The organism is Streptomyces sp. NPDC039424, assembly GCF_055639495.1.
This window is the reverse complement of record NZ_JBVKAI010000002.1, coordinates 512,533-538,868: the sequence shown is the minus strand read 5'-3', so window position 1 is coordinate 538,868 and position 26,336 is coordinate 512,533. Positions and strand designations below refer to the sequence as shown.

The window sequence follows — 26,336 nt, the reverse complement described above, 5'->3', positions numbered from 1 at the left end:
GAGCGCCGGTAGGCCCGTTCCCCGGGTGGGGGCGGGCCTACCCGCTTTTCACCGGGGTGTCGGCGCCAGCCTCTCCGGCCCGTTCACCTCCTCCCGCCGCAGCTTCGCCCGCAGTTCCAGCTCCTTGGCCGACAGCGGGCCCAGGGCCGCTCGCGGCGGCACCCCCCGGACCGCCTGGGCCGGGGCCACGGGCGCCTCGTAGTGGGTCGGGGCGCTGCGCAGGGTGAGCGTCGTCGCGCCCACGACCGAGGCCGTGAGGGCGATGGCGGCCCGGGTCCAGCGGCGGGCCCCGCGTTCGCCGCCCGACCGCACCGTGACCGGCTCGACCGCCCGCAGGTGCTCGGCGGAGGCCAGTTCGGCCAGCCGCCGGTGCAGCAGGGCGGGGTCCGCCAGTTCCGGGATCCGCGCGGCGACGGCGGCGCGGGCGTGCGTCAGCCGCCGTGCCGCCGCCGGTGTGCTCGCCTCCGTCTCCGCCGCGGTCTCCGGCAGGTCGAGACCGACGCCGTCGTACAGCAGGAGCGTGCGGCGGTAGGACACCGGGAGCCGCAGCAGGGTGTGCAGCAGGGCGCGGCCGGCGGCGTCGGCCGGAGGCGGTTCGGGGTGGCGGTATCGGGGGCGGAAGCGGTGCCAGGGGGAGAGCGCGCACTCGTACGCCACCGCGCGCACCCAGCCCGCCGGATCCCGGTCCCGGGCCACCTCGGGCCAGCGCTGCCAGGCGAGCTGGAAGGCCCGCTCCACGGCGTCGCGGGCCAGCTCCCGCCGCCCGGTGAGCAGATACGTCTGCCGTACGAGGGCGGGGGCGCAGAACGCGTACAGGGCGTCGAAGGCCTGAGCGGGCGTCAGGTGAGTCTCTGGCTGACAGGCCGTCACAGTTCACCCCTCCTCAGGAAAAAACACATAAACGTATATTGAGCGACACTTCGGTACTTCGCCTGTTACGACCGGAAAGCGCGTGTCGTTGGGAGCATGGCGGCGTGACGCAGATGACCGCTCGCCGACCGTCGTTGTCGTTCTTGCTCACCCGGATGCGTGACCGGTCGCCCGGACTGGCCGCGAGCCTGCTGGGTGGCGCGGTCGCGGCCGGGCTCGGCCTCGGCTGCTTCGCCGTGCTCGTGATGGTGCTGTGGGTCAGCTCGCCGTACCCGGACAGCGGACCGGGCGGCGCGCTGCACGTCGCCGCCGGGCTGTGGCTGCTGGCGCACGGCGTCGAACTGGTCCGCACCGACACGCCGACCGGTGTCCCCGCCCCCGTCGGCGTCACCCCGCTGCTGCTCCTCGTCCTGCCGGTCTGGCTGCTGTACCGGGCGGGACGGGAGGCGACGGACGCGCCGGCCGACGACGACGGGCCGCCGCCGGTCGCCGCGCGCACGGCGTGGACGGGCGTCGTCCTCGGCTACCTCGGCGTCGGCGGCTGCGCCGCGCTGTACGCCTCCGGCGGCGCGCTGCGGCCCGTGTGGGAGTGGGTGGCGGTGTGCCTGCCGCTCGTCGCGGCCCTCGGGGCGGCGGCAGGGGTGTGGACGGCGTACGGCAGTCCCCGCGAGCCGGTGCTGAGGGTGCTGGCGCTGCTGCCGGGGGGCCTGCGCCGCCGGGCCCTCGCGCCGGGCGGCCGGGCCGGGCTCGGGGCGGCGGTGCGGGCGGCGTCGGCCGGGACGGCGGCGCTCTTCGGCGGCGGCGCGCTGCTGCTCGGGGTGTCGCTGGCGGGGCACGGCGGGGCGGCCCGCGCTTCCTTCCTCCAGCTGACGGAGGGCTGGACGGGACGGTTCGCCGTGCTGCTGCTGTGTGTCGCGCTGGTCCCGAACGCGGCGGTGTGGTCGGTGGCGTACGCCCTCGGGCCCGGCTTCGCGCTCGGCGCCGGGCATGCGGTGGACCCGTTCGTCTCGGATCCCGCGCCACTGCTGCCGCCGTTCCCGCTGCTGGCCGCGGTGCCGGACCCCGGCCCGGCGACGCCGTCGCACTGGGCCGCCGCGGTGGTGCCGGTGGCGGCGGGGGTGGTGGTCGGCTGCTTCGCGGCGCGGGCCGGGGAGCGGCGGGCGCGCTGGTCCCTCGCCCGGACCGCCGGTACGGCGCTGCTGGCGGCTGTGTTGTGCGGGGCGGCCTTCGCGGTCCTGGCCAAGCTGGCGGGCGGGCCGCTCGGGGTGGCGGCGCTGGCCCGGTTCGGGCCGGTGTGGTGGCGGGTCGGGGGCGCGGTGCCGGCGTGGGTCGCGCCGGTGGCGGTGCCGGTGGCGTTGGTGATGCGGTGGTGGCGCCGGCGGGGTCGTCGGGCGGAGGCGGAACCGGAGGCGAAGACTCCCGGCGCGGGGAAGCCACTGGGCGCGGGGAGGACAGCGAAGGTGGAGGAGGCGCGGGAGACAGCGCCGGTGGCGGTGCCCGAGTCGTCCGTGTACGACAGCGCCCTGGACGCCTACGACGTACTCCCGGCCGAGCCCCCGGCGCCACCCGTGCCGCCCGCCCCTCCGGAGTGACCCCCGCTCACGCGCGGTGTCTCAGCCGCTGTCTCCCAGCAGCCCCCGCAGCTCCTGCGGCAGCAACTGCTTGCACGACTGCTTGGCCTCGTTGGTGAGGGAGTCGTTCACGCACGTGTAGTAGTCGCTGTAGACGAGCTGGGCCGTGAAGGTGGCCGCGACGAGGGCCAGGGCCAGGGAACCGGTGACCAGGCCGCTGACGGCCGCCGTGGTCTGGGGGCGGCCGGTGGGCTCGGGGGCCGCCGGGGTGTTCGGGTCGGGGGTGCGGGGCTTGGCGCGCAGGGCGCTGATGCCCCAGTGGAGGGCGAGGGCGCCGAGGAGCAGGGCCACGTACGGCCAGCCGAAGAGGACGAAGAAGAAGGCCCACATCCCGCACAGCAGGGCGTAGCGCGCCCGGCGCTGGGCGGGGTCGGTGGGGTCCCAGCGCGAAGCGGGGCCGGGGCCGGGGCCGCCGCCCGGGCCTTCGGGGCCGCCGCCGGGGCGCTCGCCGAAGTTGCCGGGGGAGCGGCCGGGCTGACGGTCGCTCCACTGGTTGCCCCACGGGGCATGGCCCTCGTCCCCGGAGCCCGGGGAGCCCTGGGAACCGGACGGGCGCCGCGGCTGCCACGGCCGGTCCGGCGTGCCCTCCGGCGGCGGCGCGAAGGGGTTGTCGTCCGTCGGCGCGCCGTCCCGGCCGTCGCCGTCCGGCCGGCCCGAGGGCGCGTCGGGCGGCGAGGCGGGCCGCTCCCGCAGCAGCACCGCGCCGCGCTCCCTTCCCTGCTCCGGCTGCGGGGGGAACGTGAGGAGTCGCAGACTGCGGTCCGGCATCAAGTGAGCGTCTTCCCCTAGATCCATACGTGATGAACACGGCTGTCCGTGGTGAGCTGTCATTGACGGGAACGCACCGGGCGGCGGACGCGTTCCCGACCCACTCCCCCCAGACGCTACCTTCCGGCCAAGCCCCCGTCCCGTGGGGGCCGTCCGGAGTGCCGGTATCGTTGCTGGCGGTCGGCCGCTTCGTAGACTTCCCCGTATCCGGGGGCGCGAAGCATTCGTACGACCGTACAAACCGCTTCCCCGAGAAAGGGCCCCGCCGTGGCCGCCAAGCCCGTGGCCAAGCGCCTCGTCGTGCTGGTCTCCGGATCCGGCACCAATCTGCAGGCGCTGCTGGACGAGATCGACCGCGTCGGCTCCGAGGCCTACGGCGCCGAGGTCGTGGCCGTCGGCGCGGACCGCGAGGGCATCGAGGGGCTCGCCCGCGCCGAACGGGCGGGGATCGCCACCTTCGTGTGCAAGGTCAAGGACCACGGCACCAGGGACGAGTGGGACGTGGCCCTGACCGAGGCCGTCGCCGCCCACGAGCCGGACCTCGTCGTCTCCGCCGGGTTCATGAAGATCGTGGGCAAGGAGTTCCTCGCGCGGTTCGGCGGGCGGTTCGTGAACACCCATCCCGCGCTGCTGCCCAGCTTTCCCGGAGCCCACGGCGTGCGCGACGCACTCGCGTACGGCGCCAAGGTCACCGGCTGCACCGTCCACTTCGTCGACGACGGCGTCGACACCGGACCGATCATCGCTCAGGGCGTGGTGGAGGTCCGGGACGAGGACGACGAGAGCGCTCTGCACGAGCGCATCAAGGAAGTCGAGCGAAGACTGCTCGTCGAGGTCGTGGGGCGGATCGCCCGCAACGGCTATCGCATTGAGGGACGAAAGGTAGTTATCCAGTGACCGCCGAGAGCAACAAGCGGCCGATTCGCCGGGCGCTCGTCAGCGTCTACGACAAGACCGGGCTCGAGGACCTCGCGCGCGGGCTGCACGAGGCCGGTGTCGAGCTCGTCTCCACCGGCTCGACCGCCGGGCGCATCGCCGGCGCCGGCGTCCCCGTCACCAAGGTCGAGGAACTCACCGGCTTCCCCGAGTGCCTGGACGGCCGGGTCAAGACCCTGCACCCCAGGGTGCACGCGGGCATCCTCGCCGACCTGCGCCTCGACAGCCACCGCGAGCAGCTGGCCGAGCTGGGCGTGGAGCCCTTCGACCTCGTAGTCGTCAACCTCTACCCGTTCCGCGAGACCGTCGCCTCGGGCGCCTCGCCCGACGAGTGCGTCGAGCAGATCGACATCGGCGGCCCGTCGATGGTCCGCGCCGCCGCCAAGAACCACCCCTCGGTCGCCGTGGTCACCAGCCCGGCGCGGTACGCCGACGTCCTTTCGGCCGTGCGGTCCGGCGGCTTCGACCTCGCCACCCGCAAGCGGCTGGCGGCGGAGGCCTTCCAGCACACGGCCGCCTACGACGTCGCCGTCGCCTCCTGGTTCGCCTCCTCCTACGCGCCCGTCGACGACTCTCGGTTCCCCGACTTCCTCGGCGCCACCTGGGAGCGCGCGCACACCCTGCGCTACGGCGAGAACCCGCACCAGCCCGCCGCCCTGTACGTCGACGGCGGCGGCAGCGGCCTCGCGGTCGCCGAGCAGCTGCACGGCAAGGAGATGTCGTACAACAACTACACGGACACGGACGCCGCCCGCCGTGCCGCGTACGACCACGCCGAGCCGTGCGTGGCGATCATCAAGCACGCCAACCCGTGCGGCATCGCCGTCGGCGCCGATGTCGCCGAGGCGCACCGCAAGGCACACGCCTGCGACCCGCTGTCCGCGTTCGGCGGGGTCATCGCCGTCAACCGGCCGGTGAGCCGGGAGATGGCCGAGCAGGTCGCGGAGATCTTCACCGAGGTCATCGTCGCGCCCGACTACGAGGAGGGGGCCCTGGAGGCCCTCACCAAGAAGAAGAACATCCGGGTGCTGCGCTGCCCCGAGGGCCCGACCGCCCCGGTCGAGGTCAAGCCCGTCGACGGCGGCGCGCTGCTGCAGGTGACGGACCGGCTGCAGGCCGAGGGCGACGACCCGGCCCACTGGACGCTGGCCACCGGCGAGGCGCTCACCGAGTTCGAACTCGCCGAACTCGCCTTCGCCTGGCGGGCGTGCCGAGCCGTGAAGTCCAACGCCATCCTGCTCGCGAAGGACGGCGCCTCGGTCGGCGTCGGCATGGGCCAGGTCAACCGGGTCGACTCCGCGAAGCTGGCGGTCGAGCGGGCGGGCGCCGAGCGCGCGCAGGGCTCGTACGCCGCCTCGGACGCGTTCTTCCCCTTCCCCGACGGCCTGGAGATCCTCGTCGAGGCCGGCGTCAAGGCGGTCGTCCAGCCCGGCGGTTCGGTCCGTGACGAGCTGGTCGTGGAGGCCGCGAAGAAGGCGGGCGTGACGATGTACTTCACGGGCACGCGCCACTTCTTCCACTGATCCCGCTCCCGCCCCCGCAACGCACCAGGGCCGTGTCCCCCCTCATCCGGGTGGGACACGGCCCTTGGGTGTGTACGGGGTTCCGCCGGCTCAGTACTTCGGGCGGTTGAACCAGGTCGAGGCCGCGCCGTTGACCATCGAGGCGAGGATGATGCCGGCGAAGGCGAGCGAGACGATGCCGCCGAAGGTGCCCGAACCGCCCCCGCCGTTCACGATGTTGACCAGGCTGCCGAGCAGCAGCAGGGACGAGTACACGATCGTCGTGATACGGATGCCGCTGCCGCCGTTCTTGAACTTCACGCCCAGGAAGATCGACAGGCTGCCCAGCGCCAGCATCAGCAGGGCGAACGCGATGAGGACGCCGGTGGCCGTGCTGGTGTCGTCCCCGGAGCCGATGACGTTGGAGCCGTCCTGGACGGCACCGGCCGCTATGCCGATGAACAGCCCGGCCAGGAACTGGAAGCCGGCCAGGATGAACAGCAGTACCCGGGCGGTCTTGATCAGGCCCGGCATCTCCATCGGCATGCCGTAGCCGTAGGGCTGCTGGACGGGCGGAGCGGCGGGGTAGCCGTAGCCGGGCTGGCCCTGGGGAGCGGTCGGGTAGCCGTAGCCGGGCTGGCCCTGCGGAGGAGGCGGCGGCGGGTATCCGGGCTGCTGGCCCTGGGGCGGGCCGTAGGGGTTGTTCGGGTCGCCGAAGCTCATGGCGGTCTTTCCTCCGTTGCTCAAGTGCGGGGACGACGCGCGGCACGGTTCGGAGGAGAGTTCTACAGATGCGGTCCGTCCCCCCGGTACTGCCCGCGGCACTGTCTGCTCATCGTTCTTTAGCAGCCTCTTACTTGTCCAGCCGCATTCGCGATGTGTTGTGCAAGTGCAACATCAACGATCATGGTGGGACATGTGCGGCGGGTGGCCGCAGTGGTCCCCGGGGCCCCTGATTGGAACCGGGGGGCCGTCATCCGCGAGGATGGGAACATGACCGCCCAGATTCTCGATGGCAAGGCCACCGCAGCCGCGATCAAGTCCGATCTGACCGCCCGCGTGGCGGCGCTGAAGGAGAAGGGCGTCACGCCCGGCCTCGGCACGATCCTGGTCGGGGACGACCCCGGCAGCCAGAAGTACGTCGCCGGAAAGCACCGCGACTGCGCCCAGGTGGGCATCGCCTCCATCCAGCGTGAGCTGCCCGGCACGGCCACGCAGGAGGAGATCGAGGCGGTCGTACGGGAGCTGAACGAGGACCCGGCGTGCACCGGCTACATCGTCCAGCTGCCGCTGCCCAAGGGCATCGACGAGAACCGCATCCTGGAGCTGATGGACCCGGCCAAGGACGCCGACGGCCTGCACCCGATGAACCTCGGCCGCCTCGTCCTCAACGAGCCGGCCCCGCTGCCCTGCACGCCCAACGGCATCCTCACCCTCCTGCGCCGCCACGGCGTGGAGATCAAGGGTGCCGAGGTCGTGGTCGTCGGCCGGGGCGTGACCATCGGCCGCCCGATGCCGCTGCTGCTCACCCGGCGCAGCGAGAACGCCACGGTGACCCAGTGCCACACGGGCACGCGCGACCTGTCGGCACATCTGAAGCGGGCGGACATCATCATCGCGGCCGCCGGTGTGGGCCACCTGATCGGGCCCGAGGACGTCAAGCCGGGCGCGGCCGTCCTCGACGTCGGCGTCTCCCGCAACGCCGAGGGGAGGATCGTCGGCGATGTGCACCCCGGGGTCACCGAGGTGGCCGGCTGGATCTCCCCGAACCCGGGCGGCGTGGGCCCGATGACCCGTGCCCAGCTGCTCGTCAACGTGGTCGAGGCGGCGGAGCGCAGTGCCGGCTGAGGAAACCCGCGACATCCACGACACCGACGACGGCGCGGAGCCGACCGTCCGCGACGCGATCAGCGCGCCCGACGCCGAGGGGCACCCGAAGCGGGTCACGCGCCGCTTCCCGCTGTTCACCCGGGACACCGCGCGCCCCGAGGGCGGCGGCCGGGCCGCCTCCGGCGACGCCCCGGCGCCCGCCCGGCAGTGGCCGATGCTCGTCGTGCTGTCCCTGGTCGCGCTCGGCCTGGTGCTGACGGCGTTCGACCTGTTCCGGCTCGGCACGCTGCTGATCGGCTCCGCCCTGCTCGCGGGCGCCGTGCTGCGCTGGGTCCTGCCCGGCGTCGGCATGCTCGCCGTCCGCTCCCGCTTCACCGACATGGTCACCTACGGCGCCCTCGGCCTGGCGATCGTCCTGCTGGCGATGATGGCCCAGCCCAAGCCGTGGCTGGAGATCCCGTTCCTGAAGGACACGCTCCACTTCACGGTGACCAACTCCGACTGACCGCACAACGGCGTACGACGGTTCCCGCACCCGCTCCGGTGGGTGCGGGAACCGTTGCTTTGGCCGGGGTCGTCACCTGGGCGGAACGGGGGAGGTCCGCCTCGTCCGGTGGCCGTGCCGACGCCTGCTGCTGTCCGTGGTGCTGGTCCTGCTCGTCCTGCCCCTCGTCGCCCTCCTCGGAGCCGTGGCCTTCGGGCGACGGCGGCGGGCGCGTGAGGCGCGCGCCTCAGGGGGCCTATGCACCCGTGCGCCCCCAGGCCGGGAACTGGGATCCTCGGTCAGCGCATCCCTTTGGGTAGTCACACCGGGGACCGGGGGGGGAATGAGGGGGGAAGCAATGCCTCGTTGGAAAGCCTTGCCCGACGAGCTCGATCCGCAGGTCAAGGAGTTCGCCGGGCAGTTGCGGCGGCTCGTGGACCGCAGCGGGCTGAGTATCGCGGCGCTGGCCGACCGCACGGGTTACAGCAAGACGTCCTGGGAGCGTTACCTGGGCGGCCGGCTCCTCGCGCCGAAGGGCGCGATCGTCGCGCTCGCCGAGGTCACCGGCACCAATCCCGTTCACTTGACCACCATGTGGGAGCTGGCCGAACGGGCGTGGAGCCGTTCGGAGATGCGCCACGACAGGACCATGGAGGCGATGCGGATCTCGCAGGCGCGGGCCGCGCTCGGCGAGTTCGGGGCGCCGGCGGTGGGCGCGGGCGGCAACAGCAGGACGGCTCGCATCGGCGGCAGCACGACGGTGACCCCGGGTGTCGCGGGTCCCGCGGGGGTGTCGCCCACGATCCCGCCCCAGCCGACGGCGCCGGACGCGGACGCGCGGGAAGGGGCCGGGGCGGGTCGCGCGGCGGGCGGCAACTCCTGGGGGCTGTCCGGCTACCAGGGCCCTTCGCGGCCCGGCGGACGGGCCTCCGCGGGCCCGGGGGCGCCGTCCGCGGACGGGGAGCCGCCACAGGACTCGCGGGACTCGCGGGAGCCGCGTGATGCGGGGGATTCGCCGCGTGTACGGCCCGGGGGCGCTTCCGAGGCCAGGCGGCGGCTGACGATGTTCCTGGCGGGCGCGGGCGGTGTACTCGTCGTCATAGCCGCCGTCTTCTTCCTCACCGGCAACGGCGGTGCCGGGGAGAACGAGGGCACGGCCAAGTCGGCCTCCCCGTCCGTCGCCCACCGCGACCTGCCCGCGGGCGTGAAGTGCGCCGGCGCCGACTGCGCGGGCAAGGACGCGGAGAGCATGGGGTGCACCGGCGATCTCGTCACCACCACCGAGACCGCCACCGTCGGCACGACCGTCGTCGAGGTCCGCTACAGCAAGGCCTGCCGGGCGGCCTGGGGGCGGATCACCGGGGCCGCGCCGGGGGACGCGGTGCGGGTGAGCGCGGGGAAGCGGAAGGAGACCGGGACCGTCACGGAGTCCGGGGACACGATCGCCTACACACCGATGGTGGCCGTGAAGGACGCCGCCGAGGTGAAGGCGTGCGCCACGCTCGCCTCGGGGCAGCGGGGGTGCACCGACTAGGAGCGCCCCGGATCAACGGACCAAAACATTCCGGGTGAGTCACGCATGGCCGCCGGAATCCTGGGCACGCGAACGTTACCCCCACGGGAGTCCGGCCACGGTCCCCCGATCGGCGGCCGTCTCTGTTCCTCCTCTCCCGGACAGGCGGCCGCCTTTTCGGTTGGGTACGGCGACAGCGACTTGTGGGCTGGGCCACACAGCCCCGGCCATCCGGGATCCCGGATGCGCGATAGCCTGACCGCTGGATCTCTCTTGATGCCAAGAGATCGATCATTTGTACGTCCCACCCGGACGCCCACCGCCAGCTGTCATACGGAGAACGCCATGACCCGCACTCCCGTGAACGTCACCGTCACCGGCGCGGCCGGCCAGATCGGTTACGCCCTGCTCTTCCGCATCGCCTCCGGCCAGCTGCTCGGCGCGGACGTGCCGGTCAAGCTGCGGCTGCTGGAGATCACCCCGGCGCTGAAGGCCGCCGAGGGCACGGCCATGGAGCTGGACGACTGCGCGTTCCCGCTCCTTCAGGGCATCGACATCACGGACGACCCGAACGTGGCCTTCGACGGCACCAACGTCGCCCTTCTCGTGGGCGCCCGTCCGCGCACCAAGGGCATGGAGCGCGGTGACCTCCTGGAGGCCAACGGCGGCATCTTCAAGCCGCAGGGCAAGGCCATCAACGACCACGCCGCGGACGACATCAAGGTCCTGGTCGTCGGCAACCCGGCCAACACCAACGCGCTGATCGCCCAGGCCGCCGCCCCGGACGTACCGGCGGAGCGCTTCACCGCGATGACCCGCCTCGACCACAACCGCGCGCTGACCCAGCTCGCGAAGAAGACGGGCACCACGGTCGCCGACATCAAGCGTCTGACCATCTGGGGCAACCACTCCGCCACCCAGTACCCCGACATCTTCCACGCCACGGTCGCCGGCAAGAACGCCGCCGAGGTCGTGAACGACGAGAAGTGGCTGGCCGAGGACTTCATCCCGACCGTCGCCAAGCGCGGCGCCGCGATCATCGAGGCCCGTGGCGCGTCCTCCGCGGCCTCCGCCGCCAACGCCGCCATCGACCACGTGTACACCTGGGTCAACGGCACCGCCGAGGGCGACTGGGCCTCCATGGGCATCCCGTCGGACGGTTCCTACGGCGTCCCGGAGGGCCTGATCTCCTCCTTCCCGGTCACCACCAAGGACGGCACGTACGAGATCGTCCAGGGCCTGGACATCAACGAGTTCTCCCGCGCCCGTATCGACGCCTCCGTCAAGGAGCTCGAGGAGGAGCGCGAGGCGGTCCGCTCCCTCGGCCTGATCTGAGCCGCGAGCCTCTCCGCACGGGCCCCCTTTCCGATTTCTTCGGTAAGGGGGCCCGCGCCCGTTTTCGCCGCTACCGTCAAGAGCAGTACGGAGCAGGGTGATTCGGGGGGCTCGCGATGAGCGGACACAGCAGTCAGGACGGTCCCGAGCAGGAGCCGAGCGAGGAGAGAGGGCAGGCGCCCTGGGCCGCCGCCGAGCCGGACTCCGTACCGCCGTGGGCTTCGGCGCAGACGCAGACGGCGCAGTCGCCCCCGCCGTGGGCGGACCGGGCGGCGGCCGACCGCCGCCGCGGCGACCCCCCGCCCCCGTCCGCCGACCGCCGCGCGGGCGACCCGGCACCGCCCCCGGCCTGGACACCCCCGCCGGCTCCGCCCGCGTACGCCCCACCCGGGTACGCCCCACCCGCCCCCCGCCGCACCACCGGCCGCCTGGTCGTCCTGGTCGCCGTGATGGTCCTGCTCGCGACGGGCTCCTTCCTGGCGGTCTGGTATCTCGGCCGCGACCACGACGACGGACCCGGCACGGCGTCCGGCCCGGGCTCCGGCACCAGCGTCACCGGCTCGGCCACCGGAGACTCGACACCCTCGACGTCCTCGCCGCCCTCGACGACCGGGTCCGGCTCGACCCTCCGGTCCCCGTCGGCGCCCAAGGGCTACCGCCTCGCCCACGACCCGGCCGGTTACGCGCTGGACGTCCCCGAGGGCTGGCAGCGCAGGCAGAAGCAGGGCGAGAAGGCCGTGGTGGTCTTCTACGACTCCCCCTCCGACGGCCGCCAGCTGCAGATCTTCGAGCTGTCGGAGTCGACCCCGGCCGAGTCCCTGCGCCTGGCCGAGAACGACTCCGTCTACGGCTACTCGCACCAGCCGGGCTACGAGGCCCACGACCGCACTTCCCAGGACACCTGGTCCGAGCTGTCGTACCGCTACGACGACGAGGACAAGGGCGCCCGGCAGGTCGTCGACCACCGCTTCGAGGCCGTCGACGGCACGCTGTACGCGATCCGCTCCAGCGGCCCGGAGAGCCTGTCCCCCGACCTGGTCCGCGAGCCCCTCGACACGGCCGTGTCGTCCTTCTGCCCGACCGGCGCCTCCTGCTCGTAGGGGTCACGCCCGCCCCGCCCGTCGAGTTCCGCGCCCAAACGTGCCCTGATTTGTCCTTCTTTGTCCGGATCCTCAGTGATGCAGAGCACTTTCGGCCACCGATTGCGCATGCAATCGGAGGCCCGGGGCAGGCGGACACGGTCCCCGAGAGTGACACGTGTGTGACGCACGGGAGCTGAACAGGAACGGAAGGCAACGGCGATCATGGCGGACAGAACCGTACGACCGGCAGAGGCGACCATCCACGCGGGAGGGGAGTGGCTGGAAGCGGTCTCCGGCGCGACGCGCGAGATCCTCGACCCCGCCGACGCCCTGCCCTTCGCCGTGGTCGCGGAGGGTGACGAGAAGGACGCGGAACTGGCGGTGGCCGCCGCCCGCCGTGCCTTCGACACGGGCGAGTGGCCGCGCACGCCGGCCGCCGAACGCGCGGCCGTGCTGCGCCGGACGGCCGACCTCCTGGTGCGCGACCGGGAGAAGCTCGGGCTGCTGGAGAGCCGGGACGCGGGCAAGACCGTCGAGGAGGGCCGCGTCGACATCACGTGCGTCGCCGACGCCTTCCGCTACTTCGCCGACCTCGTGGCCGCCGAGGCCCCCGGCCGGGTCGTCGACGCGGGCTCCCCCGACATCCACAGCGTCGTCGTGCACGAGCCCGTCGGCGTGTGCGCGCTGATCACCCCCTGGAACTACCCCCTCCTCCAGGCCAGTTGGAAGATCGCCCCGGCGCTCGCGGCGGGCAACACCTTCGTCGTCAAGCCCAGCGAGATAACCCCGCTGACCACCATCGCGCTGATCGAGCTGCTGGCCGAGGCCGGGCTCCCGGCCGGCGCGGCCAACATCGTCACCGGCCCCGGCCACACGGTCGGCGCCCGCCTCGCCGAGCACCCCGATGTCGACCTGGTCTCCTTCACCGGCGGCCTGGTCAGCGGCACCAAGGTCGCCCAGGCCGCCGCCCCGACCGTCAAGAAGGTGGCCCTCGAACTCGGCGGCAAGAACCCCAACGTCGTCTTCGCCGACGCCTGCGCCACCGAGGAGGGCTTCGACACCGCCGTCGACCAGGCCCTCAACGCCGCCTTCATCCACAGCGGCCAGGTCTGCTCGGCGGGCGCCCGCCTCATCGTCGAGGCATCCGTCCGGGACCGGTTCGTCGCCGAACTGGCCCGCCGCGCCGAGCGGATCCGCCTCGGCCGGGGCACCGAGGACGGCGTGGAGTGCGGCCCGCTCGTCTCCGAGCAGCAGCGCGCCAAGGTGGAGGCGTACGTCGAGTCGGCCCTCTCGGAGGGCGCGGTGCTGCGCTGCGGCGGCAAGCGCCCCCGGCCCAGCGACGTCCGGCCGGAGTCCGGCTACTTCTACGAGCCGACCGTCCTCGACCGCTGCCACCGCGAGATGCGGGTCGTCCGCGAGGAGGTCTTCGGGCCGGTCCTCACCGTCGAGACCTTCCGCACGGAGGACGAGGCGGTCCTCCTCGCCAACGACACCGAGTACGGTCTCGCGGGCGGTGTCTGGACCAGCGACGCGGGCCGCGCCCGGCGCGTCGCCGGACGGCTGCGGCACGGCACCGTCTGGATCAACGACTTCCACCCCTACCTGCCGCAGGCGGAGTGGGGCGGCTTCGGCAAGAGCGGTGTGGGGCGCGAACTCGGGCCCGCCGGGCTCGCCGAGTACCGCGAGACCAAGCACCTCTACCAGAACCTGGCGCCGAAGCCGGTGCGCTGGTTCGCCGGCTGACCTCCCCGCCCGTCACGGCCGCCCGCGCCGCTTCCCCCTCCCTCCCCGACTCCCCGAGCGTCCCCCACCTGGAGTGAGCCCCCCATGTCCGAGAGTCCCCACGTCTACGACTATGTCGTCATCGGAGGCGGCACGGCAGGCTCCGTGATCGCCTCCCGCCTCACCGAGAACCCGGACGTCACCGTCGCCGTCATCGAGGGCGGCCCGAGCGACGTCGGCCGCGACGACGTCCTCACCCTGCGCCGCTGGATGGGCCTGCTCGGCGGCGACCTCGACTACGACTACCCCACCACCGAACAGCCACGCGGCAACTCCCACATCCGGCACAGCCGCGCCCGCGTCCTGGGCGGCTGCTCCTCCCACAACACCCTCATCGCCTTCAAGCCCCTGCCCTCCGACTGGGACGAGTGGGAGGCGGCCGGCGCCAAGGGCTGGGGCGCCGTCCCCATGGAGGCCTACTACGCCCGCCTCCTCAACAACATCGTCCCGGTCGACGAGAAGGACCGGAACGCCATCGCCCGCGACTTCGTCGACGCCGCCCGGTCCGCACTCGGGGTACCCAGGGTCGAGGGCTTCAATCGCAAGCCGTTCACCGAGGGCGTCGGCTTCTTCGACCTCGCCTACCACCCCGAGGACAACAAGCGCTCCAGCGCCTCGGTGGCCTACCTCCACCCGGTGATGGACGAACGCCCCAACCTGACGATCCTGCTGGAGACCTGGGCGTACAAGCTGGAGTTGGACGGCAACCGCGCCGAGGGCGTGCACGTACGCACCAAGGACGGCGAGGAGATCCTCGTGCGGGCCCGCACCGAGGTCCTGCTGTGCGCGGGCGCGGTCGACTCGCCCCGCCTGCTGCTGCACTCCGGCATCGGCCCCAAGGCCGACCTGGAGCGGCTCGGCATTCCGGTCGTCCGCGACCTGCCCGGCGTCGGCGAGAACCTGCTGGACCACCCCGAGTCGGTGATCGTCTGGGAGACCCACGGCCCGATCCCCGAGAACTCCGCGATGGACTCCGACGCGGGCCTGTTCGTGCGCCGCGACCCCGAACACCCGGGCCCCGACCTGATGTTCCACTTCTACCAGATCCCGTTCACGGACAACCCGGAGCGGCTGGGCTACGAACGCCCGCCGTACGGCGTCTCGATGACCCCCAACATCCCCAAGCCGAAGAGCCGCGGGCGCCTGTACCTGACCAGCGCCGACCCCTCGGTCAAGCCCGCCCTGGACTTCCGCTACTTCACCGACGACGAGGACTACGACGCCCGCACCCTCGTCGACGGCATCCGCACCGCCCGCGAGATCGCGAAGACCGAACCGCTGGCGGGCTGGCTCAAGCGCGAGGTGTGCCCGGGCCCGGAGGTCGTCGGTGACGACGAACTGAGCGAGTACGCGCGCAAGGTCGCGCACACCGTGTACCACCCCGCGGGCACCTGCCGCATGGGCGCCGTCGACGACGAACTCGCCGTCGTGGACCCGGAGCTGAGGATCCGCGGTCTGGACGGCATCCGCATCGCGGACGCGTCCGTGTTCCCGACCATGACCGCCGTCAACCCCATGATCGGGGTGCTGATGGTCGGTGAGAAAGCCGTCGACCTGATCGGAGGTGGTGCGCGATGACCATCACGCCCGCCACGCGCAAACCGCCCACCACCAACGCCCCCGTCTTCTCGGTGGACGGCCTGTGGAAGGTGTTCGGCCCGAAGGCCGACCGCGTCCCGGCCGACCCGGAGCTGACCGGCCTCCCCGCCGCCGAGCTGCGCTCGCGCACCGGCTGTACGGCCGCCGTCCGCGATGTCTCCTTCGACGTCCGCAAGGGCGAGGTCTTCGTCGTCATGGGCCTGTCCGGCTCCGGCAAGTCCACGCTGGTGCGCTGCCTGACCCGGCTGATCGAACCCACCGCGGGCACCATCGCCATCGACGGCGAGGACGTCCGCGCGATGGACCGCGGCCGACTGCGCGAACTGCGCCGCCACCGGGCCGCCATGGTCTTCCAGCACTTCGGCCTGCTCCCGCACCGCACGGTCCTCGACAACGTCGCCTACGGCCTGGAGATCCAGGGCGTCGGCCGGTCCGAGCGCCGGGCGCGGGCCAAGGAGGTCGTCGCCAAGGTCGGCCTGGAGGGCATGGAGAAGCGTCGGCCCGGCCAGCTCTCCGGCGGCCAGCGCCAGCGCGTCGGCCTCGCCCGCGCGCTCGCCGTCGACCCCGAGGTGCTGCTCTTCGACGAGCCGTTCAGCGCCCTCGACCCGCTGATCCGGCGGGACATGCAGGACGAGGTGGTCCGCCTGCACCACGAGGAGGGCCGCACGATGGTCTTCATCACCCACGACCTCACCGAGGCCCTCAAGCTCGGCGACCGCATCGCCCTCATGCGCGACGGCCGCGTGGTCCAGATCGGCACCCCGGAGGAGATCGTCGGTTCCCCCGCCGACGACTACGTCCGCGAGTTCGTCCGGGACGTGCCGCGCGAGCAGGTCATGACGGTCCGTACGGCCATGCGCCCCGGCGACTGCGGCGGCCCCGACCACCCGGGCGCCCTCCCGCCGAACGCGGTCGTCGCCGACGCGATCAAGGTCGTGGCGGAGGCCGGCCGGGCGGCGTGCGTGGTGGACCAGGGGCGGTGCGTCGGCGTCGTGGACTCGGACACGCTGCTCGGGGTCGTGGCCGGCGCCGACACGGCCACCGGCGGTCGTGCCGACGGAGCCACCCCCCTCCCGAAGAAGGCGGCGCTCCCGCAGCGCCGGCAGGCGGCCCCGCCCGCGAGTACCAAGAACGCGGAGGCCGTGTGATGGCCACCGTGACCGCGAGCGCCCCCCGTCTCGCCCTCCCCGGCGTCCTCAACAACCGCGCCGCCCGCAAGCTCCTCCTGCTCGCCCTCGTGGCGGCGGTCCTCGTCCCCCTGGCCAACTCCCGCTGGCCGGGCGCCGCATGGCCGCAGGCACTGACCGTCGACCTGACCAAGCCGCTCGGCAGCGCCAGCGACTGGGTCATCGACAACCGGGACAGCCACCCGCTGTTCCTGTACTTCTTCGGCTACATCAGCAACGCGGTCGTGCTCTCCGTACGCGCCGTCTACCTCACTCTGCTCGCCGCCGGCTGGGCGGGTGTCACCGCGTTCGGCGCGCTCGTCGCCTGGCGGGTCGCCGGGGTCCGTCTGGCCCTGGGCACGGCCGCCGCGTTCCTCGCCTGCGGCCTGCTCGGCATGTGGGTGCCCACCATGCAGACCCTCGCGCTGATGGTGGTCGCCGTCCTGGCCTCCGTGGTGGTCGGCTTCCTGCTCGGCCTGGGCGCCGGGCTCTCCGACCGCCTGGACCGCGCCCTGCGCCCGGTCCTGGACACCATGCAGGTGCTCCCGGCCTTCGCCTACCTGCTCCCGGTCGTCCTGGTCTTCGGCATCGGCGTCCCGGCCGCCGTCCTCGCCACGGTCGTCTACGCCGCCCCGCCCATGGCCCGCCTCACCTCGCTCGGCCTGCGCGGCGCCGACCCCGAGGTGCTGGAGGCGGTGGAGTCGCTGGGCGCCACGGCCCGCCAGCGCCTGCTGACCGCCCGCATCCCGCTCGCCCGCAAGGAACTCCTGCTCGGCCTCAACCAGACGATCATGATGGCGCTGTCCATGGCGGTCATCGCCTCCGTCATCGGCGCCGGCGGCCTCGGCGACCGCGTCTACCAGGCGCTCGCCTCCGTCGACGTGGGCGCGGCCCTCGCGGCCGGCATCCCGATCGTGCTGCTCGCCGTCATCCTGGACCGGGTCACCTGCGCGGCCGGGGACGGCACCTCCCACCCCCGCACCATCGGCTTTCCGTACGCGCTGGCCGTCACCGTGGCCGTCGCGCTGGCCGCCCGGCTCCTGGGCCGCCTCGACTGGCCCGGCGCCTGGACCCTGAACATCGCCGAACCGGTCAACCGCGCCGTCGACTGGATGACCGCCCACCTCTACTCCGGCGTCCCCTACATCGGCGGCACCGCCGACTGGGCCGGGCACTTCACCACCTGGGTCCTCGACCCGCTCCGCGACGGCCTGCAGTGGCTGCCCTGGTGGTCGGTACTGCTCATCGTCGCCGCGCTGGCCTGGGTGATCGGCACCTGGCGCACCGCCCTGACCGCCGTCCTCGCGATGGCCGCGATCGGCGTGCTCGGGGTGTGGGAGCCGTCCCTGGACACGCTCTCGCAGGTGCTCGCGGCCGTCGCCGTCACCCTCGTACTGGGCTTCGCGACCGGTATCGCCGCCGCCCGCAGCGACCGCGTCGAACGGGCGCTGCGCCCGGTCCTGGACGTCTTCCAGACGATGCCGCAGTTCGTGTACCTGATCCCGGTCGTCGCCCTGTTCGGCGTCGGCCGCGCCCCCGCCGTCGCCGCGGCCGTCGTCTACGCCCTCCCGGCCGTCGTCCGGATCACCGCGCAGGGCCTGCGCCAGGTCGACCCGGCCGCGCTGGAGTCGGCCCGCTCGCTCGGCGCCACCGGCCGCCAGCAGCTCTGGCAGGTGCAGCTGCCGCTCGCCCGCCGGTCGCTGCTGCTCGCCGTCAACCAGGGCGTGGTCCTGGTCCTGGCCGTCGTCATCATCGGCGGACTGGTCGGCGGCGGCGCCCTCGGCTACAACGTGACCTTCGGCCTCGCCCAGGGCGACCTGGCGACCGGCCTGGTGGCGGGCGCGGCGATCGTCTGCCTCGGCCTGGTCCTGGACCGGGTGACCCAGCCCACCGAACGGCGCGCGACGAAGGGAGCGTGACATGAAGCTCAACCGCGGGACGGCACTGATCGCCTCCTCCGCCGCGGCCTTGTCGCTGCTCACCGGCTGCGGCGCCGCCGACATGACCAAACAGGCCTCGCCGTTCGCCAACGCGCAAGGCTCGAAGACGGTCACCCTGTCCGTCCAGTCCTGGGTCGGCGCCCAGTCCAACGAGGCCGTCGCCCAGTACCTGCTGGAACACAAGCTCGGCTACCGGGTGGACACCGTCCAGGTCGACGAGGTCCCCGCCTGGGACGCGCTCAGCCAGGGCCGGGTCGACGCGATCCTGGAGGACTGGGGCCACCCCGACCAGGAGAAGCGGTACGTCGACGACAAGAAGACCATCGTGCGCGGCGGCGACCTCGGGGTGACCGGGCACATCGGCTGGTTCGTGCCGACCTACCTCGCCAAGCAGCACCCGGACATCACGAACTGGAAGAACCTCAACAAGTACTCCTCCCTCTTCCGCACCGCGGAGAGCGGCGGAAAGGGCCAGCTCCTCGACGGCTCCCCGTCGTACGTCACCAACGACAAGGCGCTGGTGAAGAACCTGAAGCTGGACTACCAGGTGGTCTTCGCCGGTTCGGAGGCCGCCCAGATCACCCAGATGAGGCAGTTCGCCAAGGAGAAGAAGCCCTTCCTCACCTACTGGTACTCCCCCCAGTGGCTGTTCAAGAAGGTCCCGATGACGGAGGTGAAGCTGCCGCCGTACAAGGACGGCTGCGACGCGGACCCGGCCAAGGTGGCCTGCGCCTACCCGCACACCCCGCTGCAGAAGTACCTCAACGCGGACTTCTCCAAGTCCGGCGGCCGGGCGGCGGCCTTCCTGAAGAAGTTCAAGTGGACCACCGAGGACCAGAACGAGGTCTCCCTGATGATCGCCGACCAGAAGCTGACCCCCGAGGAGGCGGCGAAGAAGTGGGTGGACAGCCACGCGTCCACCTGGAAGGCGTGGCTGTCCTGAGTCCTACCGCAACCCGTCCGCGATCTCCCGCAGCGCCCGCGCGGACCGCCGCTGGAGTTCCGGCCCGAAGGTGATCCGAGTGGCCCCGAGTTCGCCGAGTTCGGCGGGCGAGGGGCCCTCGCCGTCCAGCCGGGCCCCCATGTTGACCGGCCCCTGGATCCCGGACCGCAGCAGCGGCAGCAGGGCGGCCGGGGCGCCGATCGGGTAGACGCAGTCGGCGCCCGCGGCGACGTACAGCGCGGCCCGCTCGATGGCCCGCCCGGGATCGGTGACCCCGCACGCGAAGGTGTCGATGCGGGCGTTCACGAACAGCCGGTCCGCGGCGGCCGAGCGCACCTCGGCCAGCCAGTCGGCGTGCTCACGCGGATCCTTGAGGACACCCCCGTCGGAGTCCTCAAGGTTGCAGCCCACGACGCCCGCCTCCAGCAGCCGCTCCACCAGCTCCTTCGGCGCGAGCCCGTACCCGCCCTCGACGTCGGCCGACACCGGTACGTCCACCGACCCCGCGATGCGCGCCACCGCAGCGAACATCTCGTCGGCCGGGACCTCCCCGTCCGCGTACCCGAGGGACGCGGCGACCCCCGCGCTGGGCGTGGCGAGCGCCGGAAACCCGGCCTCCTCGAACACCCGCGCACTCGCCGCGTCCCAGGGGCCGGGCAGGACGAGGGGGTCACCCTGGGCGCGCTTGAGATGCAGCGCGCGAAAGACATCGACCCTGCTCACGGCTGGTAACCCCCCGGCGGGACGCGACGGCCGGGAACGGATCCCTCCGTCAGGACGGTCACCGCCTCGGTCAGCGCCGGCGTACCGCTCACTTGTATTGCCCCGGCTCGTAGTGCCCCGGGGCCATCCGGGTGGTCACCCCGAACCGGTTCCACGCGTTGATCGCCGTGATCGCGGCGATCAGCTGGGCCAGCTCGGCCTCCTCGAAGTGCTTGGCGGCCTTCTCGTACACCTCGTCCGGCACGAAGCCGTCCGTCAGGACGGTGACCGCCTCGGTCAGCTCGATCGCCGCCAGCTCCTTCTCCGTGTAGAAGTGCCGCGACTCCTCCCACGCGCTGAGCTGCACGATCCGCTCGACGGTCTCGCCGGCCGCGAGGGCGTCCTTGGTGTGCATGTCGAGGCAGAACGCGCAGTGGTTGATCTGCGAGGCGCGGATCTTCACCAGCTCGTACAGCGCGGGATCCAGGCCCCGCCTGGCGGCGGTCTCCAGCCGGAGCATCGCCTTGTAGACCTCGGGGGCCTGCTGGGCCCAGTTGAGGCGGGGGGCTTTTTCGGGTGCGTACTCGACGGTTTCCTCTGTGGTCATGTCCTCGACCCTAGGAGCGAGGCAGCCCAGGGGTATGGTCCATTTCCATGGCGAAAACCTGGGCCACTTTGGGCGTCGACCTGCACCTGGAACCGACCGGCTCGGGCGGACTGCGCCGGGGCCTGACCGACGCCCTGCGGGACGCCGTCCGCACCGGCCGCCTCGCCCCCGGCACCCGGCTGCCCTCCTCCCGCACCCTCGCCGCCGACCTGGGCATCGCCCGCAACACGGTCGCCGAGGCCTACGCCGATCTGGTCGCCGAGGGCTGGCTCACCGCCCGGCAGGGCTCGGGCACGCGGGTCGGGGAGCGGGCGGTGATCCCGCCGGCCGGGACGGCACCCCGCCGCCGAGAACCCCGCCGGCCGGCCTACAACCTCATCCCCGGCAGCCCCGACCTCGCCGCCTTCCCCCGCGCCGAGTGGCTCAAGGCCGCCCGCCGCGCCCTGACCGCCGCCCCCAGCCACGCCCTCGACTACGGCGACGCGCGGGGCCGCCCCGAGCTGCGCACCGCCCTCGCCGGCTACCTCTCCCGCTCCCGGGGCGTACGCGCCGACCCCGACGCCATCGTCGTCTGCGCCGGCTTCTCGCACGGGCTGCGGATCCTCGGCAGGGTGCTGCGGGCCCGCGGCGTACGGACGGTGGCGGTGGAGTCGTACGGGCTCGACGTCCACTGGCAGCTGCTGACCGACGCGGGACTGACCACCCGCCCCCTGCCCTACGACGAACTGGGCACCGACACCCGCGAGTTGTCCGCCGCCCGGGCCGTGCTGCTCACCCCCGCCCACCAGTTCCCGATGGGCGGGACGCTGCACCCCGACCGGCGGGCGGCCGTCGTGGACTGGGCGCGGCGCACCGGCGGGCTGGTCCTGGAGGACGACTACGACGGAGAGTTCCGCTACGACCGCCAGCCGGTCGGCGCCCTCCAGGGACTCGACCCCGACCACGTCGTCTACCTGGGTACCGCCAGCAAGTCCCTCGCGCCCGGCATCCGGCTGGCCTGGATGGTGCTGCCGCCGGCGCTGGCGGCGGAGGTCACGGCGGCCAAGGGCCGCATCGACACCTGCGGGGTACTGGACCAGCTGACCCTCGCCGAGTTCCTCACCTCCGGCGCCTACGACCGCCACGTCCGCTCGTCCCGGCTGCGCTACCGGCGCCGCCGGGACGCCCTGGTGGCCGAGCTCGCGCGCAGGGCCCCGTCGGTGCACGCCACCGGCATCGCGGCGGGCCTGCACGTGGTGCTGCGGCTCCCGCCGGGCACCGAGCAGGCGGCGCTGCGGGCGGCGGCCTGGCACGGGCTGGCGGTGCACGGCCTGCACCGCTACCGGCACCCCGAGTCGACCGCCGAGCGGCGCGACGCCCTGGTCGTGGGGTACGGGACACCGCCGGACCACGCTTGGGCGGGGGCGCTGGACGCGTTGTGCGCGGCGCTGCCCGAATAATCGCGCCTTTTTCTGTTCTCTCGTCGCCGTATTTCATTTCGGCGGGATAGAGTCACCCCATGAGCACAAGCGATTCCATAGCCCGCGTGGCCCTGAAGAAAATAACCCCCGACGTGTCCGCGGCCATGGGTTCCCTGCACGGCGCCGCCGTTTCCGCGGCCCAGGACGCCAAGGTCGAGCCCGAACTCCTGGAACTGATCAGGATCCGCGCCTCGCAGATCAACGGCTGCGCGTTCTGCCTCGACATGCACACCAAGGACGCCCGCGCCCAGGGCGAGACCGAGCAGCGGATCTACGCCCTGAACGCCTGGCGGGAGACCCCGTTCTTCACCGAACGCGAGCGCGCCGCACTGGCGTTGACCGAGGCCGTGACCCTGGTCGACGACGGCCACGTCCCGGACGAGGTCTACGCCGAGGCCGCCGGGGTCTTCGACGAGGGGCAGCTCGCGGCGCTGATCTGGGCGGCCACCGTCATCAACGCCTACAACCGGATCGCGATCGCCACGCGGATGGTTCCCGGGGCTTATCAGCCGGCCAAGAAGAACTAACTGAATTCGGGCAGCGGAAAACGGCGCCGGGTCGAAATAAATTCGATCCGGCGCCGTTTTCCAACGGCTGGTTCCATTACTCCGGAAGCGGCTCCAAGATGTCGTCCAGCCACTGCCGCCATTCCGGCGCGCGCACCGCCGGAGCCGCCCGCATCGGCCGTCCCGTCCACCCCGTCACGGGCCGGATTCCGTGCAGCGCGTTGACCAGCCACACCTCATGGCCCTCCAGCTCGGCCACGGTCCGCTCGCGGTGGGCGACCCGGATGCCGGAGCGCAGGGCCCGTTCCTGGATCAGACCGACGGTCACCCCGGGCAGGACGGGCAGCTGCGGCGAGGGCAGGCACAGGGTGTCGTCCTCCCACCACAGCACGCTGGCGGTGGCCGCCTCCAGCACCACACCGGCCGGCGTCACCAGCACCGCCTCCTCGGCGCCCTCGCCGGACGCCCGCCGGCGGATCCGGGCCAGGGTGTCCAGGTCCGGGCCCTTGCGGCGGGGGACGGTCCGCGGATCGGCCTGACCCGCGGCCCAGACCCGGATCTCGCTGCCGAGGGGCGGGGCGGGCCGCACCAGCAGCCGCAACTCCCCGGAGCCCGCCGCGAGTTCCACCCGGGGAAACCACTCGCCCGTGTGCGGCAGCGCGGCCGTCATGTCCCGCCAGAAGTCCAGCAGCTGACGCAGGGGCGGCCCGCCGCACTCGCCGCAGGCCCGCAGGAAACGCTCCCGGTGCCGGCCGAGGCCGCGCACCCGGCCGTCGCGCACCAGCCAGGAGTCCGCGACGAGCAGCCGCCCGTCGGCCGCCGGACCCGGCGTCAGCCCACGACGGGACGTCCAGGTCGACAGGCCCTCCGCGATCGCCGGTCGTGTCACTGGCGCTCCTTCCTCAGTACTTGCGGCCCGCGACGGCGGGCGCCCCGTTGCGGGGTCCGTAGGGTGCGTGCTCCAGCCAGGATCCGCACCACGGCAGCACGGGCGACAGGACCGCCGCCGCGCGCTGCTTGGCCCGCACGATCCGGCGTCGGGGCCGCAGATGGTCCAGCGCGGTCCCGGCGGCGGCACTGTTGAACAGGCCCGCCGCCCGCCGGACCTCGGCGAAGTCCTCGACCGCCTCAGCCGTCCCCGCGGCGATGGCCGCCGCTGCCGCCGCCGCGTCGGCGATACCGCTGTTCATGCCGCGCGCGCCGAACGGCGGAAAGAGATGCGCCGCCTCGCCGACGAGCAGCACCCGCCGGTGCGGATCCGTGAAGGAGGCCGCGACCTTGCGCAGGAAGCGGTACGTCGACACCCACAGGATCCGCTCGGCGTACCCCTCCCCGACGACCGCGGGCAGCCACCGCCGTACGGCCTCCTCGGTGCCGAACTCCTCCCGCGCGTCGTCGTCCCGGCACTGCAGGTCGACCTGGAAGCCCCCGGTGAACGGCACCCGCATCACGCTGCGCCCGCCGACCCCCGGATGCTCGTAGTGGAAGACCCGCTCCAGCGGCAGCTCGGCGCCCGGTACGTCGGCGACGTCCACGACGACATGGAAGCCCTCGCCGTGCACGCCCTCCATGGCGATGCCCAGTTCGCGCCTGAGGACGGAGCGGGCGCCGTCGGCGGCCACGGCGTACCCGCCGGTCCACACCCGCCCGTCCTCACCGGTGAGGGTGACCCCGGTCTCCGAGACGCGCACGCCGGCGACCCGGGCGTCCCACACGAACTCCACCCCGGCCCGCACACAGGCGGCCCGCAGGAAGCGTTCGGTGTCCACCTGGCGCAGGCTGGTGAAGGGCGGCGGTCCCGAGGGCGGCGGGAAGGTGCGCGAGTACACCTCACGCCCCCGGTAGAGGGTCCGCTTCGTCTGCCAGGTCCGCCCGTACGCCGTGATCTCGGCGGCGAGCCCCGGTCGCATCGCGTCGAGCAGGGCGAGGGTCTCCCGGTGCACGAACAGGGCCCGGCTGCCGGGCCGTTCCCGGTCCTGCGGGTCCGCCTCCAGCAGGACGACCGGCAGCCCGTGCGCCCTGAGCCCCAGCGCCGCCGACAGGCCCACGGGACCGGCGCCCACCACCACGACCGGGTTCACGCGCGGGCGCCCTCGGCCAGCATGCGGGTGATCTCCACCCGCTTCACCTTCCACGTGGCCGTCATCGGCAGCTCCTCGAACCGCCACTGCCGGGGCTCGGCCATCGCGGGCAGATCGGCCGTGGCCTCCCGCCAGCGCTCCGGGTCCAGGGGCCGCTCGTCCCGGACGCACACCACCGGCACCGGCTCCCGGTCCGCGCCGGCCACGATGACCACCTCGCGCAGCTCCTCCAGACGGTCCATCAGGGTGTCCTCGACCTCCAGATTGCTGTGCACGGCGTCGAGCTGGTCGACCTCGCGGTCGATCAGGTGCAGCGCGCCCAGGCGGCTGCGGTACCCCATGTCGCCCATCTGCCACCACCCGCCGTCGAGCTGGCGCTCGTACTGCTCCCGGGCGCCGAGGTAGGTGAGGATGCGGCCCCTGGTGCGGGCCTCGATCCGGCCGGGCGTGCCGGGCGCGGCCCGCCTGCCGTGGGCGTCGGTGACGCGGACCCGGGTGAAGCCCGGTATCCCGGTGCCGACCCGGCGGCCGTCCGCCCGGGCGGCGCTGCGCCGGGTGAACCACTGGAAGGCGACCGGGCCCGTCTCGCTCTGCCCGTACAGCTGGATCAGCCAGGGCGTACGCCGTCCGGAGGCGCCCAGCAGCCGCCGTACCGTGCGCGGATGGATGGCGTCGAACGTGGAGCCGTACGACTTGACCCGGGACAGCGGGGCGCCGGGCGCGTCGGCCAGCTCCTCCCACAGCACGAACGTGTTGGGGTGGGTCTCGACGATGCCGGGCCGGTGCCGTGCCAGCAGCGGTCCCACCGTCGCCGGATCCGGGTCGGTGATCAGCACGAGCGGGCTGCCGAAGTGCAGCAGCACGCCGAGCAGATGGTAGAAGCGCGAGTGCACGAAGGACATGTGCAGCGCCGCGGTCTCCCCGCGGGTGGGCCAGCCCATCGCCTTCTGCGGTACGAGCCGGTTCCACATGGTGTTCGCGCAGTGCACGGCGAGCTTGGGCACGCCGGTGGTGCCCGAGCTGTGGGTGATGAGGGCGGGTTCACGGGGGTGCAGCCGCACGGGGGCGGGCGGTTCGGCGCCGGCGTACTTCTCCAGCGGCTCGGCTCCCGGCGCGTCGTCCACGGACAGCGTCCGCCGTACGAGCCCGGACAGGTCCACGTCCCGCAGCGGACCGTCCAGCTTCGCCCGGTCGGTGATCAGCCAGGGTCGCCGCAGCCGTTCGAGCAGCTGTCCGACGACGGGACCCGCCAGACCCGGCGAGAGCAGCACGGGGACGGCGCCGATACGGGAGACGGCGCAGGTGAGCAGCACGATGTCGACGTTGTCCGTCTTGTGGACGACCACCTGCTCCGAGGGCCGTACCCCGGCCTCCCACAGCCGGCCGGACAGCTCCTCGACCACCTCCGCCAGGGCCGCGTAGCTGAGGTCGGTCCCTAGGCCGGGGGCGACGTCCAGCGGCCGGTCCAGGGTGACGAAGACGGCTCCGTGACGGTCGGCCGCCTGCCGGAACACCGGGCCGAGATAGAACCCGCGGTCGGCGAGCAGAGGCTGCTGGGCCATGGGACCGCTCCTTTCTGACGGGGGTGTCGGGTCTGCC

At 73.1% G+C, this 26,336-nt stretch carries 22 protein-coding genes and 1 pseudogene; 15 read left to right on the top strand and 8 right to left on the bottom strand.

Going from position 1 to position 26,336, the window contains the following annotated elements; translation table 11 throughout:
- Window positions 1–48: 48 nt before the first annotated feature.
- Window positions 49–843 (bottom strand): annotated as a pseudogene (locus ACZ7L0_RS07305) (RNA polymerase sigma factor); the annotation flags it as partial.
- A 140-nt stretch (window positions 844–983) separates the two neighbouring features.
- Here ACZ7L0_RS07305 and ACZ7L0_RS07300 point away from each other — a divergent pair.
- Window positions 984–2,462 (top strand): cell division protein PerM, encoded by a 1,479-nt coding sequence (locus ACZ7L0_RS07300; protein ID WP_471241609.1) that lies wholly within the window; start codon window positions 984–986, stop codon window positions 2,460–2,462.
- A gap of 21 nt (window positions 2,463–2,483) precedes the next feature.
- Here the strand turns inward: ACZ7L0_RS07300 and ACZ7L0_RS07295 are convergent, their stop codons facing one another.
- Window positions 2,484–3,269 (bottom strand): hypothetical protein, encoded by a 786-nt coding sequence (locus ACZ7L0_RS07295; protein ID WP_471241441.1) that lies wholly within the window; start codon window positions 3,267–3,269, stop codon window positions 2,484–2,486.
- Between the two features lie 267 nt (window positions 3,270–3,536).
- Between ACZ7L0_RS07295 and purN the strand changes: the two genes are divergently transcribed.
- Together purN and purH are read left to right on the top strand one after the other, a co-directional pair.
- Window positions 3,537–4,166: a phosphoribosylglycinamide formyltransferase gene (gene purN, locus ACZ7L0_RS07290; protein WP_471241440.1), complete on the top strand. Its 630-nt coding sequence runs from the start codon at window positions 3,537–3,539 to the stop codon at window positions 4,164–4,166.
- Window positions 4,163–5,728 carry a bifunctional phosphoribosylaminoimidazolecarboxamide formyltransferase/IMP cyclohydrolase gene (purH, locus tag ACZ7L0_RS07285; RefSeq protein ID WP_471241439.1) on the top strand — a complete coding sequence of 522 codons (1,566 nt, stop codon included), beginning with the start codon at window positions 4,163–4,165 and terminating at the stop codon, window positions 5,726–5,728. Before purN ends, purH begins: the two co-directional genes overlap by 4 nt.
- 90 nt (window positions 5,729–5,818) lie before the next feature.
- On the opposite strand, the gene ACZ7L0_RS07280 is transcribed toward purH, so the two are convergent.
- The gene (locus ACZ7L0_RS07280; protein ID WP_471241438.1) at window positions 5,819–6,430 is read right to left on the bottom strand and encodes a hypothetical protein; all 612 of its coding nucleotides are present in this window, start codon (window positions 6,428–6,430) and stop codon (window positions 5,819–5,821) included.
- Between the two features lie 270 nt (window positions 6,431–6,700).
- Between ACZ7L0_RS07280 and ACZ7L0_RS07275 the strand changes: the two genes are divergently transcribed.
- From ACZ7L0_RS07275 to ACZ7L0_RS07230, 10 genes are all read left to right on the top strand, one after another.
- Window positions 6,701–7,555: a bifunctional methylenetetrahydrofolate dehydrogenase/methenyltetrahydrofolate cyclohydrolase gene (locus ACZ7L0_RS07275; protein ID WP_471241437.1), complete on the top strand. Its 855-nt coding sequence runs from the start codon at window positions 6,701–6,703 to the stop codon at window positions 7,553–7,555.
- Entirely contained in the window at window positions 7,545–8,042 is a 498-nt protein-coding gene (locus ACZ7L0_RS07270) for a DUF3017 domain-containing protein (protein ID WP_471241436.1), read from the top strand. Before ACZ7L0_RS07275 ends, ACZ7L0_RS07270 begins: the two co-directional genes overlap by 11 nt.
- A 337-nt stretch (window positions 8,043–8,379) precedes the next feature.
- Window positions 8,380–9,555, top strand: coding sequence for a helix-turn-helix domain-containing protein (locus ACZ7L0_RS07265; RefSeq protein WP_471241435.1), 1,176 nt, complete (start codon window positions 8,380–8,382; stop codon window positions 9,553–9,555).
- Window positions 9,556–9,879: 324 nt separating this feature from the next.
- The gene (locus ACZ7L0_RS07260; protein WP_471241434.1) at window positions 9,880–10,869 is read left to right on the top strand and encodes a malate dehydrogenase; all 990 of its coding nucleotides are present in this window, start codon (window positions 9,880–9,882) and stop codon (window positions 10,867–10,869) included.
- Between the two features lie 116 nt (window positions 10,870–10,985).
- On the top strand, window positions 10,986–11,969 hold the full coding sequence (locus ACZ7L0_RS07255) for a hypothetical protein (RefSeq protein WP_471241433.1): 984 nt from the start codon (window positions 10,986–10,988) through the stop codon (window positions 11,967–11,969).
- Between the two features lie 204 nt (window positions 11,970–12,173).
- The gene (locus ACZ7L0_RS07250; protein ID WP_471241432.1) at window positions 12,174–13,694 is read left to right on the top strand and encodes an aldehyde dehydrogenase family protein; all 1,521 of its coding nucleotides are present in this window, start codon (window positions 12,174–12,176) and stop codon (window positions 13,692–13,694) included.
- An 84-nt stretch (window positions 13,695–13,778) separates the two neighbouring features.
- Window positions 13,779–15,311 carry a GMC family oxidoreductase gene (locus ACZ7L0_RS07245; protein ID WP_471241431.1) on the top strand — a complete coding sequence of 511 codons (1,533 nt, stop codon included), beginning with the start codon at window positions 13,779–13,781 and terminating at the stop codon, window positions 15,309–15,311.
- On the top strand, window positions 15,308–16,480 hold the full coding sequence (locus tag ACZ7L0_RS07240) for a quaternary amine ABC transporter ATP-binding protein (protein ID WP_471241430.1): 1,173 nt from the start codon (window positions 15,308–15,310) through the stop codon (window positions 16,478–16,480). Before ACZ7L0_RS07245 ends, ACZ7L0_RS07240 begins: the two co-directional genes overlap by 4 nt.
- Window positions 16,480–18,417 (top strand): ABC transporter permease, encoded by a 1,938-nt coding sequence (locus ACZ7L0_RS07235; protein WP_471241429.1) that lies wholly within the window; start codon window positions 16,480–16,482, stop codon window positions 18,415–18,417. The genes ACZ7L0_RS07240 and ACZ7L0_RS07235 overlap by 1 nt, the downstream gene beginning before the upstream one ends.
- Window position 18,418: 1 nt before the next feature.
- Window positions 18,419–19,381: an ABC transporter substrate-binding protein gene (locus tag ACZ7L0_RS07230; RefSeq protein WP_471241428.1), complete on the top strand. Its 963-nt coding sequence runs from the start codon at window positions 18,419–18,421 to the stop codon at window positions 19,379–19,381.
- Between the two features lie 3 nt (window positions 19,382–19,384).
- Here the strand turns inward: ACZ7L0_RS07230 and ACZ7L0_RS07225 are convergent, their stop codons facing one another.
- Together ACZ7L0_RS07225 and ACZ7L0_RS07220 are read right to left on the bottom strand one after the other, a co-directional pair.
- On the bottom strand, window positions 19,385–20,104 hold the full coding sequence (locus ACZ7L0_RS07225; protein ID WP_471241427.1) for an isocitrate lyase/PEP mutase family protein: 720 nt from the start codon (window positions 20,102–20,104) through the stop codon (window positions 19,385–19,387).
- A gap of 88 nt (window positions 20,105–20,192) precedes the next feature.
- The gene (locus ACZ7L0_RS07220) at window positions 20,193–20,690 is read right to left on the bottom strand and encodes a carboxymuconolactone decarboxylase family protein (protein ID WP_471241426.1); all 498 of its coding nucleotides are present in this window, start codon (window positions 20,688–20,690) and stop codon (window positions 20,193–20,195) included.
- A 47-nt stretch (window positions 20,691–20,737) separates the two neighbouring features.
- Between ACZ7L0_RS07220 and pdxR the strand changes: the two genes are divergently transcribed.
- Window positions 20,738–22,129 (top strand): MocR-like pyridoxine biosynthesis transcription factor PdxR, encoded by a 1,392-nt coding sequence (pdxR, locus tag ACZ7L0_RS07215; protein ID WP_471241425.1) that lies wholly within the window; start codon window positions 20,738–20,740, stop codon window positions 22,127–22,129.
- A 59-nt stretch (window positions 22,130–22,188) separates the two neighbouring features.
- On the top strand, window positions 22,189–22,677 hold the full coding sequence (locus ACZ7L0_RS07210; protein ID WP_471241424.1) for a carboxymuconolactone decarboxylase family protein: 489 nt from the start codon (window positions 22,189–22,191) through the stop codon (window positions 22,675–22,677).
- A gap of 76 nt (window positions 22,678–22,753) precedes the next feature.
- On the opposite strand, the gene ACZ7L0_RS07205 is transcribed toward ACZ7L0_RS07210, so the two are convergent.
- From ACZ7L0_RS07205 to ACZ7L0_RS07195, 3 genes are read right to left on the bottom strand one after another with little or no spacing between them, the layout of a single operon-like run.
- On the bottom strand, window positions 22,754–23,545 hold the full coding sequence (locus tag ACZ7L0_RS07205) for an aminotransferase class IV (protein ID WP_471241423.1): 792 nt from the start codon (window positions 23,543–23,545) through the stop codon (window positions 22,754–22,756).
- Between the two features lie 13 nt (window positions 23,546–23,558).
- Window positions 23,559–24,737, bottom strand: coding sequence for an FAD-dependent monooxygenase (locus ACZ7L0_RS07200; RefSeq protein WP_471241422.1), 1,179 nt, complete (start codon window positions 24,735–24,737; stop codon window positions 23,559–23,561).
- Window positions 24,734–26,299 carry a class I adenylate-forming enzyme family protein gene (locus ACZ7L0_RS07195; protein WP_471241421.1) on the bottom strand — a complete coding sequence of 522 codons (1,566 nt, stop codon included), beginning with the start codon at window positions 26,297–26,299 and terminating at the stop codon, window positions 24,734–24,736. The genes ACZ7L0_RS07200 and ACZ7L0_RS07195 overlap by 4 nt, the downstream gene beginning before the upstream one ends.
- Window positions 26,300–26,336: the final 37 nt, after the last annotated feature.